14 protein-coding genes and 1 tRNA gene are annotated in these 16500 nt (G+C 72.0%); 7 read left to right on the top strand and 8 right to left on the bottom strand.

The genetic code is table 11. The annotated features are described in order from the left end of the window. Positions 1 to 3 precede the first annotated feature (3 nt). Positions 4 to 825, bottom strand: a complete 822-nt coding sequence (locus tag J5Y10_RS12430) for a DUF3108 domain-containing protein (RefSeq protein ID WP_209373970.1) — start codon at positions 823 to 825, stop codon at positions 4 to 6. A gap of 74 nt (positions 826 to 899) precedes the next feature. Beyond that, positions 900 to 1382 carry a GNAT family N-acetyltransferase gene (locus J5Y10_RS12425; RefSeq protein WP_209373968.1) on the bottom strand — a complete coding sequence of 161 codons (483 nt, stop codon included), beginning with the start codon at positions 1380 to 1382 and terminating at the stop codon, positions 900 to 902. Positions 1383 to 1474: 92 nt separating this feature from the next. Here J5Y10_RS12425 and J5Y10_RS12420 point away from each other — a divergent pair. Further along, a tRNA-Val gene (locus tag J5Y10_RS12420) sits at positions 1475 to 1549 on the top strand. Positions 1550 to 1667: 118 nt separating this feature from the next. On the opposite strand, the gene J5Y10_RS12415 is transcribed toward J5Y10_RS12420, so the two are convergent. Next, positions 1668 to 2237 (bottom strand): EF-hand domain-containing protein, encoded by a 570-nt coding sequence (locus tag J5Y10_RS12415; protein WP_209373966.1) that lies wholly within the window; start codon positions 2235 to 2237, stop codon positions 1668 to 1670. 341 nt (positions 2238 to 2578) lie between these two features. Here J5Y10_RS12415 and J5Y10_RS12410 point away from each other — a divergent pair, with 341 nt between their 5' ends. Both J5Y10_RS12410 and J5Y10_RS12405 read left to right on the top strand, forming a co-directional pair. Next, a complete protein-coding gene (locus J5Y10_RS12410; RefSeq protein ID WP_209373964.1) occupies positions 2579 to 3676 on the top strand; it encodes a hypothetical protein in 1098 nt (365 codons plus the stop codon). Between the two features lie 95 nt (positions 3677 to 3771). Next, a complete protein-coding gene (locus J5Y10_RS12405; RefSeq protein ID WP_209373961.1) occupies positions 3772 to 4779 on the top strand; it encodes an alpha/beta hydrolase in 1008 nt (335 codons plus the stop codon). A 21-nt stretch (positions 4780 to 4800) separates the two neighbouring features. Here J5Y10_RS12405 and J5Y10_RS12400 read toward each other — a convergent pair whose 3' ends face one another. Next, a complete protein-coding gene (locus J5Y10_RS12400; protein ID WP_209373959.1) occupies positions 4801 to 6198 on the bottom strand; it encodes a M20/M25/M40 family metallo-hydrolase in 1398 nt (465 codons plus the stop codon). A 142-nt stretch (positions 6199 to 6340) separates the two neighbouring features. Between J5Y10_RS12400 and J5Y10_RS12395 the strand changes: the two genes are divergently transcribed. Beyond that, positions 6341 to 7324, top strand: coding sequence for a dienelactone hydrolase family protein (locus J5Y10_RS12395; protein ID WP_209373957.1), 984 nt, complete (start codon positions 6341 to 6343; stop codon positions 7322 to 7324). Between the two features lie 40 nt (positions 7325 to 7364). Here the strand turns inward: J5Y10_RS12395 and J5Y10_RS12390 are convergent, their stop codons facing one another. The 3 genes from J5Y10_RS12390 to J5Y10_RS12380 all read right to left on the bottom strand — a co-directional run bounded on the left by J5Y10_RS12390 (position 7365) and on the right by J5Y10_RS12380 (position 10073). Beyond that, positions 7365 to 8372, bottom strand: coding sequence for a Bug family tripartite tricarboxylate transporter substrate binding protein (locus J5Y10_RS12390; protein WP_209373955.1), 1008 nt, complete (start codon positions 8370 to 8372; stop codon positions 7365 to 7367). Between the two features lie 89 nt (positions 8373 to 8461). Then, on the bottom strand, positions 8462 to 8827 hold the full coding sequence (locus tag J5Y10_RS12385; protein WP_209373953.1) for a hypothetical protein: 366 nt from the start codon (positions 8825 to 8827) through the stop codon (positions 8462 to 8464). Positions 8828 to 8909: 82 nt separating this feature from the next. Next, complete coding sequence (locus J5Y10_RS12380) at positions 8910 to 10073, bottom strand: acyl-CoA dehydrogenase family protein (RefSeq protein ID WP_209373951.1); 1164 nt, start codon at positions 10071 to 10073, stop codon at positions 8910 to 8912. Between the two features lie 145 nt (positions 10074 to 10218). Between J5Y10_RS12380 and J5Y10_RS12375 the strand changes: the two genes are divergently transcribed. Continuing rightward, positions 10219 to 10695, top strand: a complete 477-nt coding sequence (locus J5Y10_RS12375; protein ID WP_209373949.1) for an NMCC_0638 family (lipo)protein — start codon at positions 10219 to 10221, stop codon at positions 10693 to 10695. A 107-nt stretch (positions 10696 to 10802) separates the two neighbouring features. Continuing rightward, complete coding sequence (locus J5Y10_RS12370; protein ID WP_209373947.1) at positions 10803 to 12485, top strand: porin; 1683 nt, start codon at positions 10803 to 10805, stop codon at positions 12483 to 12485. Positions 12486 to 12493: 8 nt separating this feature from the next. Here J5Y10_RS12370 and J5Y10_RS12365 read toward each other — a convergent pair whose 3' ends face one another. Next, complete coding sequence (locus J5Y10_RS12365; RefSeq protein WP_209373945.1) at positions 12494 to 15898, bottom strand: indolepyruvate ferredoxin oxidoreductase family protein; 3405 nt, start codon at positions 15896 to 15898, stop codon at positions 12494 to 12496. Between the two features lie 147 nt (positions 15899 to 16045). Between J5Y10_RS12365 and J5Y10_RS12360 the strand changes: the two genes are divergently transcribed. Next, complete coding sequence (locus J5Y10_RS12360) at positions 16046 to 16498, top strand: Lrp/AsnC family transcriptional regulator (protein WP_209373943.1); 453 nt, start codon at positions 16046 to 16048, stop codon at positions 16496 to 16498. Positions 16499 to 16500: the final 2 nt, after the last annotated feature.

The raw sequence follows: 16500 nt of genomic DNA, 5'->3' as shown, positions 1-16500 counted from the left end.
AGGTCAGTTCCCCGCCCGCGCCTGGGCCTCGCCGGGCGGGCCGAAGCTGGCGAGGCGGGCGGAGATGGTGCCGAACCAGCGGTTCACGGAATCGATGCGGACAGGGATCAACGGCCGGCCCGGCGCGGCCTCGCCCAGCCAGGCCGTGCCGGTCTGGGGGCGGCGCGCGGCCTCCCGGTCCTCGTCCTTTCGGAAGCCGGCGAGGAACCGGCCCTCGAAGTCGCAGCGCAGGGCGGTGCCGGACCACTCGTCGCGGGCGGGCGCGAACTGCTCCCGGCCCCGGGACCGGGCGGTGGTCTCGCTCAGGCGGCGGCCGTCGAAGGCGCGCAGGCTGCCGTCGCAATTGCCGGTCCGGCGGGCCTGGCGGACGAGCTGGGCGATGGCGGAGAGGTTGTCCACGGTGTTGCGCCGCGCATCCTCCGGCACCGTTTCCCGCTCCTCGTCGTTCGGCGGGACCATGGCGCGGATCGCTGGCTGATTGCCCGGCCACTCGATCACGGTGCGCCGGTTCTCGCCGCGCCAGACGCCCTCGGAGACGTAGCGGCGCGGGCGGGCCCGGTCGCCTTCCCACACGCCTTCCACACGGGTGACGAGGGTGCCGCCGGAGAAGGCCGCGACCACGCCACGGGTTCGGGTGCGGAACTCAACGGTGTAGCCGGCCTCGGTAATGTCGAGAGTGGCGTTCACCTCCATCACCGTCATGCCGACGGCCTGGACCGTATAGGTGGCCGCGATGGGCTGGGCCTGGGCGGAGGGAGCGCCCGTGAGGAACAGCAGGGCCGGAACGGCAAGCAGGGCGAGGCGAGCTGGCCGGACCGGGTTCATGCGATGTCCTTCGATGATCCTTTATAGATCGTGATGGACCGGCATCTTGAACAGGGGGGCGGTGACCAGCGCGGTCAGGGCTCCAGCGGGCGGGCCAGGAAGATCGTGCCGGGCACGGGCGTCTCGTAATAGGGCGGGATGGGGCGGAACCCCGCACGCCGGTAGAGGGCGATGGCTTCCGCCATGCCGGGCAGCGTATCCAGCCTGATCTCCCGATGCCCGGCGGCGCGGGCGGCGGCGAGGACAGCCTCCACCAGGGCGCGGCCGAGGCCCAGTCCGCGCGCCGAGGGAAGGACGTAGAGGCGCTTCATCTCGCACGAACCCGCCCCCAGTGGCCGGAGGGCGGCGCAGCCGAGCGGTGCGCCATCGCCGGCGCGGGCGAGGAGGAGGGCACCCTCGGGCGGGGCGTAGCGACCGGGCAGAGAGGTCAGCTCGGCCTCGAAGCCCTGGAAGGAGAGGTCCAGGCCGAGGGCTTCCGCATAGCCGCGGAAGAGCCGCGCCACCTCGTCCAGGTCCGGGGCGGAGGTCGCGGGCGCGATGCGGAAGGGCTGCGTCACAGGGCGAGATTGGGCGGGCGCCGGGGCCGGGACAAGGCCATTCCCAGCCGCTTGACAGGCCGGCGCGGGTGGAGGATATGCCCCGCCACTCCGGGCGCGTAGCTCAGCGGGAGAGCATTCGCTTCACACGCGAAGGGTCACAGGTTCAATCCCTGTCGCGCCCACCACTTCCCCTTCCCGTGGGGACATCGACGACAATCCGACAGGTCCTGGCAACGGCTCCATTGGGGTCCGCGGCCCTCCCAGGCCGCGCGCCGTGACGGCGCGCGGCTGGGGGCAACGCGCCTACTGGGCCCGGGTCTGAGAGGCGCGGCCCGGCCGCAGCTCGTCGCGGGTCAGGGCGGTGTCCCCGTTCAGGTCGCGGGAGCGAAACAGCGCCTCGGCGAATGGGCGCAGCTCCGTCGTCGTCACGCGGCCGTCGCGGTCGGCGTCCACGGCGCGGAACATGGACTGTGCGCGCTCCTCCATCCGCTCGACCCGCTCCTGCCGTGCAGGGTTCGCGCCGCGCGGGGCCTGGGCGAAGGCATAGCTCCGGAATTCATCCCAGGTGAGGCCGCCATCCTTGTTGGTGTCGGCGGCGGCGAAGCGGGCGGCCAGGGCGTCCCAGGCCTCGGCCTCGGTCACGCGCCCGTCGCGGTTGGCATCGGCGCCCTGCAGCATGCGCTCGGCGCCCCGGCCCATGGGAATGACCTGGGCCGGGCCGGCGGCGGGGCGCATCGGGGCTGCCTCGGGCGCGGCAGGCTGGGGGGTCGCGGGCTGGGGGGTCGCGGGCTGGGCCAGGGCAGGCAGGGCCATGGCGCCGATCCCGAGGGCGATGGCGAGGGCGGAGAAGGTGGTCTTGCGGTCACGGCTCAATGGCTGGTCCTCCTTGGGGCCGCCCCGAAGATGGGACGTGCCGTGTAACGCCGCGAGCCGGCCTCGGTGATGAAGCGTGACCACCGTGCCGATCGCCGGACTGGCGGACCGGGAGCGGACCTCGATGCTGATGCCGAACTGGCTTTGGAGTTCGGGCAGGAATGCCCGTGGACACCCAACCCGCCGGATCGACCGCAACGCCGGGTGTTAACTACCGCCGAATTTCGTACGATGCCGTGTCGATGACAGGCCCTAGGACAACCACCGGTTCCGCACGGATTCCGTCAGCGCCCTCCATTCAAACGGCTCTGACGCAGGAGGAGCGTCGCTGGGACGAGCTGGTGGGCGACCTGTACCTCGCCGCCTTCGACCCGCGGGCGGCGGCGCGCGTGGCGCCCTCGCTCAACATCCTGCTGGGCGGAGGGGCTGCGGCGGTGTGGACGCTGGACCCGCGGACCGGCGCACCGGCCGGCCGCGCCCTGACCAACATGACCGTGGAGGCGCTGGCCGGCTATGCCGCGCACTGGCACGCCCATGATCCCTGGACGGTGCCGCTCCTCCGCTCCACTCCAGGACGGGTGGTGCGCGGGGCGGAGCTGATCGCCGACGACGCCCTCCTCCGAAACCCCTACTACGCGGAACACGGGATCCTTCACGGGCAGTTCCATGTGCTGGGGACGGCGCTTCCCCTGTGGGGAGCGGACGACGCGCCGCGCCTGGCCGGGGCCGTTTCCATCCAGCGGCCGCGCGGCGCGGGCGCCTTCGAGGACTTCGCGGTGCAGGGCCTGAACCGCCTGCTGCCGCATCTCCGCCGCAGCCTGCAGCTGGAGGCGCAGGACACCGGCGGGACGGCCGGGGGCGAGATGCTGGAGGTACTGTCCGGACCGGCGGCGGTGCTGGACGGCTCCGCCATGGTGCTGCGGGCCAATGCCGCCGCCGAGGCGCTGGACCGGGAGGGCGGGCCGTTGCGGCTGCGCGGGGGCGGCGGAGCGCCGATCTCCGCGACGGGGGCGGAGGACACGGCCTGGCTGCGCCGGGCGGTGGCGGACGCGGCCCGCGGCGGGGCGGGGGGCGCGCGGCGGCTGGCGGATGCCGGCGGCGCGCAGCACGCCGTGCTGGTCACCCCCCTGCCCCGCCAGATGCTGGGGCAGGACGGCCGGGGCCGATCACCGGGGCTGGCGCTGCTTCTGCTGCGCCGCCTCTCACCGGGGTCGGACGAGGCGCGGCTGACGCAGCTCGGCATCATCGTCTTCGGCTTCACCTCCGCCGAGGCACAGGCGGCCGCGATGCTGGCGTCCGGACGAGGCCCCGAGGAGGTCGCGACCATCCGGGCGGTGCGGCTCAGCACGGTTCGGACGCTGCTGCGCAATGCCTGCGATAAGGCGGGCGTGCAGAACCTGCGCGAGCTCGTCCGTATCCTGACCCTGCTCCTCAGGTGACGGCGGAGCCCCGCCGCGCGCCTTCTCGCCGGTGCTTGGCAGACGGCCTGCCGGGGACCAAGCTCCTCCGAAACCAGAAGGATCGAGGAGCGACCATGGCCCATCATCCCGCCCTTCCACGCCGTGGGCTCGCCGGCGTGGCGGCGCTCGCGGCCCTCGCGGCAGGAACCCCCGCCCTCGCGGCGGGTGAGGCGCCCCGTCCTTCCGGCACCTCGATCGAGGCGGAGGAGCACTGGGCGAAGAAGGGCGACGTGAACCTCTATCTCTGGCGCCGCCGCGCGGCCGGGTCGGAGCGGCGGCCCGTGCTCTTCCTCGTGCACGGATCGTCCTTCTCCGGCCGCGGCGGGTTCGACCTGCAGGTGCCCGGCCATCCCGGCTACTCGATGATGGAGCACTTCGCCGGGCTGGGCTTCGACGTCTGGGCGCTGGACCACGAGAACTACGGAAAATCGTCCCGCACCGGGAGCAATTCCGACATCCGATCCGGCGTGGAGGACCTGAAGGCCGGCTTCGCGAAGGTGGAGGAGGTGACGGGCCAGCGCACGCTGATGGTCTACGGCCAGTCCTCCGGCGCCATCCGCGCCGGGCGCTTCACGAACGAGAACCCGGACCGGGTGGAGCGGCTGGTGCTGGACGCCTTCACCTATACCGGCGAGGGCGCGCCGGAGATCATGCGGCGGCGCGAGCAGGTGGCGAGCTACCGCGCGCGGAACTTCCGGATGATGAACCGCGAGGCCTTCGTGGGGATCTTCAGCCGCGACGATCCCTCGACCTTCGAGCCGGCGGTGCCGCAGGCGCTGGCCGACTACGAGTTGGCGCTGACGGACCGCGCGCCAAGCGGCACCTATCTCGACATGGCCGTGAACATGCCGATGGTGGATCCGAAGCGCATCGCCTGCCCCGTGCTGATGTGCCGGGCGGAGACGGACGGGAACGCGACAGATGCGGAGCTGCTGGACTTCTTCGGGCAGCTGCCGAACCGGGACAAGCAGTTCGCGATGATGCGGGGGATCGCGCATGTCGCGGTGCTCGGCACGAACCGGCACCGGATCTGGCACGTGATGGAGGAGTTCCTCACGCTCCCCGCACTGCGCGGGGCCTAGCCGCCCCGCGCGCGCCCGGGTTCAGCGGGCCGGCGTGCCGGGCTCGCCCAGGTCCCACCAAATGCCGGCAAAGGCCGCCAGCCCTTCCCGCATCATGGCGGGGATCACGTGCTCGTCCGGGCCGTGCTGCTTGCAGCCGTTGTAGGAATGGGGAACCCAGACGAGCGGCGTGCCCAGCAGGTCCACGAAGACGTCACCGGGCAGGCCGCCGGAGGCGTTGGGCGTGACCTGCACGCGGGTGTTCAGCGACGTCTCCATGCTCGCCTTGGTCCAGAGCACCCAGGGATTGTCGGGCGGGGTGCGGCTGGCGGGCATGCGGATGCCGGTCTTCTCGATCGCGACCTTCTGGAACCCGTGGGCGTCCAGGTGGGCGCGCAGCGCGGGCTCGAACTTCGCGTGATCGGAATCGCCGGTGTAGCGGATCTGGCAGACGGCGCGGGCGTCCGGAGCCACGGCGTTCACCGGGGCTTCGGGGCGGCCGCTGAGCATGGCGAGGACGATGAAGCTGGCCCAGCCGTAGATCTTCTCAGCGGGGGTCAGGCCGGGCTCGCCCCATCCCTCGTCGATGGTGGCGGCGCCCTCCCCTCCGCCAACGGGGCAGCCCTCCAGCGCGGCGCGGATATTGGCGGGCACGGTCTCGCCGGGCAGCCAGTCGCGGACGAGGATTTTCCCGTGCTGGTCGGCGATGCTTGCGATGGCGTGGGAGAGGAGGATGGCCGGGTCGGTCGTCAGGCCACCCCAATGTCCGGAATGGACGCCGCCGTTCCGCAGCTTCACCACGAGGTCGAACATGAAGCTGCCGCGGGAGCCGGCGGCGATGGTGGGCAGTGCAGGTTCCACGCGCGGGCCGTCTGAGGCGATGAGGGCGTCGGCGGCGAGCGCGTCGCGATGGGCCTCGACGAAGGGGCGAAGGCCCTTGGAGCCCAGTTCCTCCGACATCTCCAGCACCAGCTTCACGTTAGCGCCGAGCTTGCCGTCCCGCTCGGCCAGCACGGCCTCAAGGGCCGCGAGGTTGATGATGTGCTGGCCCTTGTTGTCGGCGGTGCCGCGCCCGTACCAGAGGCCGTCCTTCTCGGTCACGGCCCAGGGCTTGATGCCGTCGCTCCACTGGTCCTCCAGCCCGCGCACGGTGTCGCCATGGCCGTAGAGGAGAACGGTGGGGCGGGAGGGGTCCTCCACGCGCTCGGCGATGAGGATGGGGCCGCAGCCCGGCTCGGGGTTGGGGTGGATCGAGGAGGTGAAGCCGAGGCGGGCGACCCAGGGCTGGATCCCTTCCTCCAGGTAGCGGCGGCACTCCGCGGCCGCGGCAGGGTCCTGCGAGGTGGAGGGGATGGCGATCAGGGCGGCCAGGCGGTCGCGGAAGGCGCCGCTGTCGAATTCGGCGCGGGCACGGGCGATGGCGGCTTCGCGGCTGGGCATGGGGCCCTCCTCTCGATGGTGATCAGGGGAATAGTGCGGATCGGGCCGGGCCGGGAGGTGGCGCGGTGCGATTGACGGCGCGCCGGGCGGGTGCCGCAATACCGGGAGAAGGCGCCGGCAGCGCGCCCGCGGAGGAGATGCCATGAGAGCACACGGATTTGCCGTCCTGCTGGCCCTGGGGTTGACGGCGGCCTTGCCCGCCCTGGCGCAGGACATGCGCGCCACCCTGCCCGGGCGCACGGAGGTGCTGCCGCTGCGGAGCACGACGCCGGATGGCGGCGCCTTCCTGCGCGGTGAGAAGGGCGGAGAGGTGACGCTGGCGGGAGAGCTTCGCCTGCCGCAGGGGCCGGCGACGAGCCGCGTTCCCGCGGTGGTACTCGTGCACGGGTCGGGCGGCATCAGCGGCTCGACGGAGCTCTGGGCCCGGCAGCTCAACGAGGCGGGGATCGCGGCCTTCATCCTCGACAGCTTCGCGGGGCGCGGGATCACCAGCACGGTGGCGGACCAGGACCTGCTGCATTCGCTGGCGATGATGGTCGACGCCTATCGCGCGCTGGACCTGCTGGCGGCGCATCCTCGCATCCGGGCGGACCGGATCGCGGTGATGGGGTTCTCGAAGGGGGCGGTGGCCGCGGTCTATTCCGCGAGCGAGCGGTTCCGGCGGCTGCACGGGAGTTCGGGGAACCGCTTCGCGGCGCATATCGGGCTCTATACGCCTTGCAATGTCCGCTACGAGGGCGACGCGGGGGTGGCGGCCGTGCCGATCCGGCTGCACCACGGCGTGGTGGACGACTACGTGCCCGTCGCGCCCTGCCGCGACTACGTGGAGCGGCTGCGCGCGGCCGGGGCCGATGCGACGTTGACGGAATACCCGAACGGCCAGCACGGCTTCGACAGCCCGATGATCCCGCCGCTGGTTCCCGTGCCGACCGCGCAGAGCACGCGGAACTGCCGGATGCAGGAGGGCGCGAACGGCGTGATCAACCTCGCCGGGACGAACGAGCCCTTCGTGCAGAAGACCTCGTCCTGCGTCGCCGTCGGGGCCCATACGGGTTATGCGGCGGAGGATGCGGCGGCGGTGCGCCGGAACGTGCGGGCCTTCCTGGTGGAGACGCTGCTGCGCTGAGGAGCGGGGCGGCCGTGCCCGGCACGGCCGCCCCGACCGATCAGACGGCGGTGATGTTGTTCTCCTTCACCACCTTGCCCCAGCGCGCGTGGTCACGGCGAACCATGTTGGCGAAGTCCTCGATGGAGCCGCCGCCGGGCTCGTCGCCCTGGCCGGTGATCTTGTCGCGCACGGCCTGGTCCTTCAGCGCGGCGTCCTGCGCAGCGTGGACCCGCTGGATCACCTCGTCCGGCGTGCCCTTCGGGGCGAAAAGGCCGATCCAGGCGGTGAAGACGAAGTCCGGCAGGCCCTGCTCGGCGGCCGTCGGCACATCCGGCAGCGCGGGGGCGCGGGCGGCGCCGCTGACGAGGATGGGCTTCAGCTGGCCGGACTTGATGAAGGGCGAGAGGACGGAGGCGGCGTCGAACATCGCGGAGAAGCGGTTGGCCACGAAGTCCTGGATGGCCGGGCCGGAGCCGCGATAGGGCACGCTCTCCATCTCCGGCTTGCCGATGCGGTCACGGAACAGCTCCATCGCGCAGTGGGAGAGGCTGCCGGCCGTCGGGGATCCGTAGTTCACGCCGCCGGGCTGCGCCTTGATCCAGGCGGCCAGCTCCCGGACGTTGTTGGCGGGTACGGAGGGATGGACGCAGAGGACCATGGAGCTCTGCAGCGTCAGCCCGATCGGCATCAGATCGAGCGGGTTGATCGTCATGTTCGGGAAGGTGTGCGGGTTGATCGCCATCGGCGAGGAATTGCCCGCGAGCAGCGTGTAGCCATCCGGCCGCGCGCGCAGCACGGCTTCCGTGCCGATATTGCCGCCAGCGCCGCCGCGGTTGTCGATCACGACCGACTGGCCGAGGTTCTGGGCAAGGCCCGGCTGCACGATCCGTGCGGCGAAGTCGGTCTGCCCGCCGGGCGGGAAGCCGACGATCATCGTGACCGGGCGGTTTGGATAGGCCCCGCCCTGGGACTGGGCGCGCGCGGCGGGCGCGAGGCCGGCGGCAACGGTGCCGAGGCCGGCCCCGAGCGCCAGGCGCCGCGTGATCGTGTGATCGCTGTTGGACATGATCGTTGCCTCCTCCGGGCGTTCGGATCGCCTGACCCGGACATAATGCGAAACGGGAGCGGCTCCTAGCCGCGATCCCGGTGGGACTCCTAGCGCGTGCGCGCCGGGGCGGAGCTGCCGCTCCTGGAACCGGCGATGCTGCCGCCGAGAAGCGCGCCCGCGATGGCCGGTAGGGCTAGGCCGAGGACGGGAGCGGCGAGACCGGTGCCAGCATCCGGCAGGAAGACGGGGCTGCGGGAGGCGCCGGGCGGAATGGGAACGCCGACGCCGGTTCCGGCCGGGCGGGCCGCAAGCCGCGGGGCACTGCGGGGCGGGATGACCACGGCACCCTCGGCGGGAACGACGACGCTGCGAACCTCGCCCTGGGCGCGGGCCGCCGGGGCGAGGGGCGGGAGGAGGAGGGCCAGGGCGAGCGGTGCGGCGAGGCCGGACCGCATCATGGAGCCCTGGGACATACGCTCTCCTCTCGCCATCCTGGCGTGGGTTGCCGCCGCGCAACCGTTCCGCGCGGAAGATGGCAACTCACGCCAGCGTGAGTCAACGCGAGTCCCGGCGCCCGAGGAGGTGGCGCGCGATGATGACGCGCATGATTTCGTTCGTGCCCTCGAGGATGCGGTGGACGCGCAGGTCGCGTACCAGCTTCTCCACCCCGTAGTCGTGCAGGTAGCCGTAGCCGCCGAGGAGTTGCAGCGCCTCATCCGCCACGCGGTGGCCGGTGTCGGAGGCGAACCGCTTGGCCATCGCGCAGAAAGGCCCGGCATCCGGCGCCTTGCTGTCCAGCTTCGCGCAGGCGCGCCAGAGGAGGGAGCGGGCGGCCTCCAGTTCCGTCGCCATGTCGGCAAGGCGGAACTGCGTGGCCTGGAAGTCGGAGACGGCCTTCCCGAAGGCGCGGCGTTCCCGCACGTAGTCCAATGCGATGTCCAGCGCGCGCTGGGCCCCGCCGATGGAGCAGGCGCCGATGTTCAGGCGCCCGCCGTCCAGCCCGGCCATGGCCATGCGGAAGCCCTGGCCTTCCTCGCCCAGCAGGGCGTCGGCGGAGACGCGCGCGTCCTGGAAAGTCATCATGCGCGTGGGCTGGGCGTTCCAGCCCATCTTCTTCTCGTTGGCACCGAAGGAGAGGCCTTCCGTGTCCTTCGGAACCAGGAGGGCGGAGACGCCGTCCGGCCCCTCCCCGCCCGTGCGGACCATGGTGAGGTAGAGGTCCGAGGTGCCGGCGCCGGAGATGAACTGCTTGGAGCCGTTGAGGACGTAGCCGCTGTTGTCGCGGGCGGCCTTCGTGCGCAGCGCGGCGGCGTCGCTTCCCGAGCCCGGCTCCGTCAGGCAGTAGGAGGCGATGCGCTCCATGGTGACGAGGGCGGGCAGGTGCTCCGCGCGCTGGGCCTCGCTCCCCCAGCGGTCGATCATCCAGGCGACCATGTTGTGGATGGAGAGGAAGGCGGCGGTGACGGGGCAGCCGGTGGACAGCGCCTCGAACACCACGGCCGCGTCCAGGCGGGTCAGGCCGGAGCCGCCCGATTCCTCCCGCACATAGAGGGCGGCCATGCCGAGCGCTGCGGCCTGGCGCATCTCCTCAACCGGGAAGTGTCGGGCGGCGTCCCATTCCAGGGCCTTCGGGGCCAGCACCTCCCGGGCGAAGTCCCGGGCGACTTCCTGCAGGGCGCGGGTGTCCTCGGGCAGGTCGAAGGCGTTATCCAGGGGCATGGTGCCGTTTCCTCGTTTCTCTCATCGGGGTTTTCCCCATTGGGCCGCGCGCGCGGGGCGGCGTCCAGTTCTGCTGGCGCTGCTGGCGCTCATCCCCCTCCCCTCCCACGCCGCCGCGCCGCTCACGGAGGAGACGGCGGCGGCCATGGGCAGCTTCATGCAGATCTGCGCCCGGGTGCTGGCGGGCGGGGACAGCGCCGCCGCCGCGCGGGAGGCGGGGTTCGCCGCGATCCCGGCGGACAAGGCCGCCTCCCTCCTGCGCGGGGGCGAGGGGCAGGTCATGGTGGCGCGCGGGGCCTCGGTGGGGACGATGGTGCTGATTCTCAGCCAGAGACCCGTGGCCTGTTCCCTGCGGCTGCAGCGCATGGACGTGGAAACGGCCGAACCGCTCTTCGTGCGTCTCGCGGAAGGCACGGCGCGGCCGGGGCTGACGGTGACGCGCGCCTTTGACGGCAGCGTGCCCGTGCCGGGCGCCAGGGCGGCGCGGCAGATCACATACCGCCTCTCCTCCGGCCAGGCCGGGCGGCCGGATCTGGCGCTGGCCTTCACCGGGGATGCCGATCCGCGGGCGGGGACGCAGGGCGTGCTGACATTCGGCACGGTCGCGCCCCGGCGGCCCTGAGGGCGGTGTGACGATTCGTCTCGTCCGCACGCGCGAATAACACCTGTTCTTGCCCGCCCGGTGCCGCACCGGGACCCTGCCGGCCAGTTTCTGACGGGGCGGGTTCCATGACACCAGAGCGCAGCGCAAGGGGCGGGCCCGCAGTCCGAAAGCTTCTTCTGGCCTCCGCGGCCGGCGCGGGGCTTCTCTGCGCCACCCTTCCAGCCTCCGCGCAGACGGTGCAGGAGCTGCGGGCGCAGCTCAACGCCTTGCAGCGGCGCATCGACCAGCTGGAGACGGCGCAGCGCCGCGCCGACCAGCGGAATGCGGAACTGACGCGCGCCGCCCGCCCGGTGACGGGCGCCGCGCCGGCGCAGGCCCCGGCCGCCCCCGGTTCCGCTCCGGCGCAGGGCGCCCCGCCTACGGCTCTCGCGCGCGGCGGATCCAGCGCCGCGGGCGGGGCGGATCAGGCGCCGCCGCAGGTGACCTCGGCCATTCCCGTCCAGGCGCAGCGGGCGGATTCCAGTGACCAGTGGCGAGGCTCCTTCCCCGGCTCCTTCCGCGTGCCGGGCACGGACACATCCGTGCGGCTCTATGGCTTCGCCAAGCTCAACATGTCCGGCGATCTCGGGCCGCGGAACCGGTCCGACACGATCAACGGCCAGTCCATCCCGCTGTCCCACGGTGCGAACGGCGCGAGGCAGCCCGGGGATTTCCAGGCGAGCGGCCGGCGCTCCCGCCTGGGCATCGAGACGCGGACCCCCTTCGGCGCGGAGTTCGGCGAGGTGCGGACGCAGGTCGAGATCGACTTCGCCGGGCAGACCAACGACCTGACGACGCAGGGCACGAGCAACGCCTATACGCCGCGCCTGCGCCAGGCCTTCGCCGAGTTCGGGCAGTTCCAGGACGGCGGCTGGGGGACCGTGCTGGTGGGGCAGAGCTTCTCGCTCTTCGCCGACACGCCCCTGGTGCCGCTGCAATGGCTGAACGACTGGACGCCGCTGGCCATGGACGCGGTGCGCCAGGCGCAGCTCCGCTATTCCCGCCGGCTGGGCGACGGGATCACGGTGAAGGTGGCGCTGGAGAACAGCTACAGCGACATCACCGCCACCGGCGGCACGAGCTATCCCGATGCGAATGGCGGGGCGGGCTTCGGCATCAACCAGGTGCCGGACCTGACGGCGCAGGCGATCTGGGAGGGCCGCTGGGGCTTCGCCGCGCTGCGCGGCATGCTGCGCCAGATCCGCATCAGCAACGAGGGCGCGACCAGTCCCGCGCAGCGCTACAGCGATTCCGCGCTGGGCTTCGGCATCGGCGCCACGGGCGCGGTGAACCTCATTGACAAGCGACTGATCCTGGCGGGCAGCGCGCATTACGGACAGGGGCTGGGGCGCTACCTGGATTCCAGCTCCGCCGGCTTCGGGGCCGTGACGAGCTTCGGGCTCCCGGCGGTGGCCAGTGGCGGGCAGCAGGTCGATACCGTGGACGTGGCCGCGGCGATGGTAGGGCTGCAGTATCACTGGACGGAGACGCTGCGCACGAACGCCTCGCTGCACTGGGTCAGGCTGAGCTATCCGGACTATGTCCGCAACTTCGCCGGCTGCGCGGGGGCGGGCAGCGGCACGGTGTGCGACGCGGTGAACCGCAGCATCTGGGCCGCGGCGGTGAACCTGATCTGGAGTCCCGTGAAGCCGATCGACCTCGGCATCGAGTACATCCATGCCGAGCGGAGCCTGGAGAACCGCGACGTGAACGGCGCGCGGGGCGGCCGGTCCGACCGCATCCAGGCCTCGGCGATCGTGAGGTTCTGAGCGCGGCCTCACTCCGCCGCCATGGCAGGGATGGCGGCGGAGGTGTCCAGCCGCGCGGCAAGGGCGGCAAGGCGCGCGCGGGCCTTGCCGATCTTCGCGGCCTTCACCGGGCCGAAGCCCTTGATGCCACCCCAGGCCTCCACCCATTCGCGGATGGTGTCGCGGTTGCCGGCATCCATGCGCGGCAGCAGCGCCTCCAGCCCTTCGCGGAACTCGGCGATGAGGGCGCGCTCGGTGCGGCGCTCCTCCGTGTGGCCGAAGGGATCCAGCACCGTGCCGCGCAGGACCTTGCCGTGGCGCAGCAGGCCCATGGCGCCGATCATCCAGGGGCCGAAGTCGCGCTTCACCGGGCGCCCCGTCTCGGGATTGGTGCGGGAGAGGAAGGGCGGCGCGAGGTGCAGCACCTTCCGTTTCGTGCCGGTGAAGCCCGCATCCAGCGAGGCCTGCCAGGCGGCATCGGCGTGCAGGCGGGCCACCTCGTACTCATCCTTGTAGGCCATGAGCCGGTGAAGCTGGATGGCGACCGCGCGGCCGAGGCCCTCATCCACCGTGCGGATGCGGGCCACATAGCCGGCATAGTCCCGCGCGTAGGCGGCGCTCTGATAGGCTGTGAGGTCGCCGACGCGGCGGGCGATGAGCTCGTCCAGCGTCTCCGGCGTCTTCACGGTGGCGGGCGCTTCCAGGGCGGCGGCGCGGCCGAGGGCGAATGCGGTCCGGTTCCGGTCCACCGCCGTGCCGTTCAGTTCCAGCGCGCGATTGATCGCACCGAGCGAGAGGGGCAGGAGGCCGCGCTGGAAGGCGGTGCCGAGCAGGAAGACGTTGAGGAAGATGGCGTCGCCCAGCGTCTCCTCCACGCGGTGCGCGGCGGGCAGCGCGAGCAGCTCGCGCGAGGTGGCGCGCAGGTTGTCCAGGATGGCCGGTGCGTCGGCGCGCGGGGTGCCGAGCAGATAGCCGGCGGTGGCCGCGACATCGGCATTCACCACGGCGGCCGTTCGGTCCCTGGAGAGAAGCGGGCGGACATTGGCGCCGTGCGCGCCGATGGCGTCGGCGGCGATCAGCAGGTCGGCCTGTCCGGCGCCGATGCGCGGGCCGGCAAGGGTCTCGGGGGCCGCGCCTTCCGCACCGATGCGGATCTGCGCCTGCACACCGCCGCCTTTCTGGGCGAGGCCGAGCTGATCCATGCTGCGGACCGGGCGGCCATCGATATGCGCGGCGGTGGCGAGAATGGCGGCAAGCGCGGTGACGCCCTGGCCGCCGATCCCGGCGAGGACGACGTTCCAGGCCTCGCCGCGCAGGGCGGGCTGCGCGGGGTCGGGAAGGTTCTCGGGCGCCATGGCGGATTGCGGGTGCGCGGCGGGTTCCGCACCCTCCAGCGTGACGAAGGAGGGGCAGAAGCCCTTCAGGCAGGAGAAGTCCTGGTTGCAGGCGGACTGGTCGATCTGTCGCTTCTGCCCGAACTCCGTCTGCACGGGCTGCACGGCAAGGCAGTTGGACTGCACGCCGCAATCGCCGCAATCCTCGCAAACGCGCGGGTTGATGACCACGCGCTTCGTGGCCGCGGCGGCGGTGCCGCGCTTGCGGTGGCGGCGGCGCTCGGTCGCGCATTCCTGGTCGTAGATCAGGATCGTCACGCCCTGGCGCTCGCGCAGATCCTTCTGCACGGCATCCAGGCTGTCGCGGTGGTGATAGGCGATGCCCTTCGGCATCGTCGGGTCGTCCCGATGGCGCTCCGGATCGTCCGAGACGACGGCGATGTGGGCAGCGCCCTCCGCGGCCATCTGGGCGGCGATGCGGGGCACCGTCATCTCGGCTTCCGGCGTCTGGCCGCCGGTCATGGCGACGGCGCCGTTGACGAGGATCTTGTAGGTGATGTTCGCCTTCGCCGCGATGGCGGCGCGGATGGCGAGGCTGCCGGAATGCGAGTAGGTGCCGTCACCGAGATTTGCGAAGACATGGCCGGTCTTCACGAAGTCCTTCTGGCCGAGCCAGGGCATCCCTTCCCCGCCCATATGGGTGAAGACCTCGGTGTCCCGGTCCATCCAGGTGACCATGTAGTGGCAGCCGATGCCCGCCATGGCGCGGGAGCCTTCCGGCACCTTCGTGGAGGAGTTGTGCGGGCAGCCCGGGCAGAACCAGGGCTGGCGCAGCGCGACGGGCGCGCGCGCGGCCTCGGCCAGCGCGGTCAGCGCGGCGAGGCGGGCGGCCATGGACTCCGGGCGCGGCTCGCGCGGCAGGCGGGCGTCCAGGGCCCTGGCGATGGCGGCGGCGTCGAGTTCCGCGAGGTCGGACAGCAGCGGTGCGCCCGCCTCGTCGCGCTTGCCGGTGATCCGGGGCGCGTTCGGTGCGCGATAGAGGGCATCCCGAAGCTGGGCCTCGAGGAAGGAGCGGCGGTCCTCGACGACCAGGATCTCGTCCAGGCCTTCCGCGAAGGCACGCGCGGCCGCGTCGTCCAGCGGCCAGGCAAGGCCGACCTTCCAGATGCGCATGCCCAGCAGGCGCGCGGCGGTGTCGTCGATGCCGAGGTCCAGCATGGCCTGGCGCAGCGTGGCATAGGCCTTGCCGCGGGCCGCGATGCCGAAGCGGGCGCGTGGGGAATCCAGTACCACCTGGTCCAGCCCGTTGGCGCGGGCGAAGGCGATCGCGGCGGGCAGGCGCGTGCGGCGCAGCCGGCGCTCCTGCGCCAGCACGAGGTCGCGCAGGCGGATGTGGCGGCCGTCCTCGCCCTCGAAGTCGCCTTCCGGGATGATCGGGGCCCAGGGGCGAATGCGGAAGCTGGCGCTGGCGTCCATCGTGTCCGCCACGCATTTCATCGCGGCCCAGGTGCCGGCGAAGCGCGAGAGGGCGATGCCCTTCAGCCCGAACTCCAGGACTTCATGTACCCCCGCCGGGTCGAGGAAGGGGATCTCCAGGTCCATGAAGGCGTGGTCGGAAGCATTGGCGACGGTGGAGGACTTGGCGGAAGGATCGTCTCCGGCCAGGGCCAGCACGCCGCCCAAGGGAGAGGTGCCGGCCATGTTGGCGTGGCGCAGCGCGTCCCCGCTGCGGTCCACGCCCGGCCCCTTGCCGTACCAGATGCCGAAGACGCCGTCCTTCGTGCCGTCGTTGAAAAGGTTGGCCTGCTGCGTGCCCCAGGCGGCCGTGGCGGCGAGGTCCTCGTTCAGGCCAGGCTGGAAGACGACCCCGGCCTCGGCCAGGCGCTTCGCCTGCTTCTGCAGTTCCTTGTCGTAGCCGCCCAACGGGCTGCCGCGGTAGCCGGTGACGAAGCCCGCCGTATTGCGCCCGGCGGCGCGGTCCAGTGCGCGCTGCTCCAGGGGCAGGCGAACAAGCGCCTGGATGCCGGTCATCAGCACCGGCTCCTCGCTGGACTCCCAGCGATCGTCCAGGCGCATCGTGGCCCGTTGCACGCTTCCCATACACGTCACTCCGGCCGAGCCCTCTGCGGGGGCTCGTTCTCCTGGGGAATATGGGGGAGGATGGACCGGAAATCCCGGCGGTTCTCTCCCGTTTTTCGTTGTGCGCCGCCGAAGGGACGGAAGAAAATTCCGCGATATGGAGGAAACATGGACGCGACCGACCGCCGCATCCTCCGGGCCCTGGCCCGGCAGGGGCGCCTTTCCAACGCGGAGCTGGCGGAGGAGGTGGGGCTTTCCGCCTCCCCCTGCTGGACGCGGGTGAAGCGGCTGGAGGCCGCGGGCGTCATCAAGGGTTACGCCGCCCTGCTGGACCAGGCGGCGCTGGGGATGCCGGATACGGTGTTCCTGGAGGTGATGATGGAGAAGCACGACGAGAGCGCGCTCCGCCGCTTCGAGGAGGCAGTGCACGGCATTCCCGAGATCCTGGAGTGCCACCTCGTCACCGGCGAGTACGACTACATCATCAAAGCGGCGGTGGGCGGCACGGCGGGGTACGAGACCCTGCTGCGGGAGAAGATCTATCGCCTACCCGGCGTGCGGCACACGCGCAGCGCCTTTACGCTGCGCTGCCTGAAGCGGGAGGTCTCGGCCGTGCCGTGACG

This window comes from Roseomonas indoligenes, from assembly GCF_017813365.1.
GTDB lineage: Bacteria > Pseudomonadota > Alphaproteobacteria > Acetobacterales > Acetobacteraceae > Roseomonas > Roseomonas indoligenes.
Note: the sequence above shows the minus strand (reverse complement) of the source record. Positions and strands in the feature narration are given on the sequence as shown.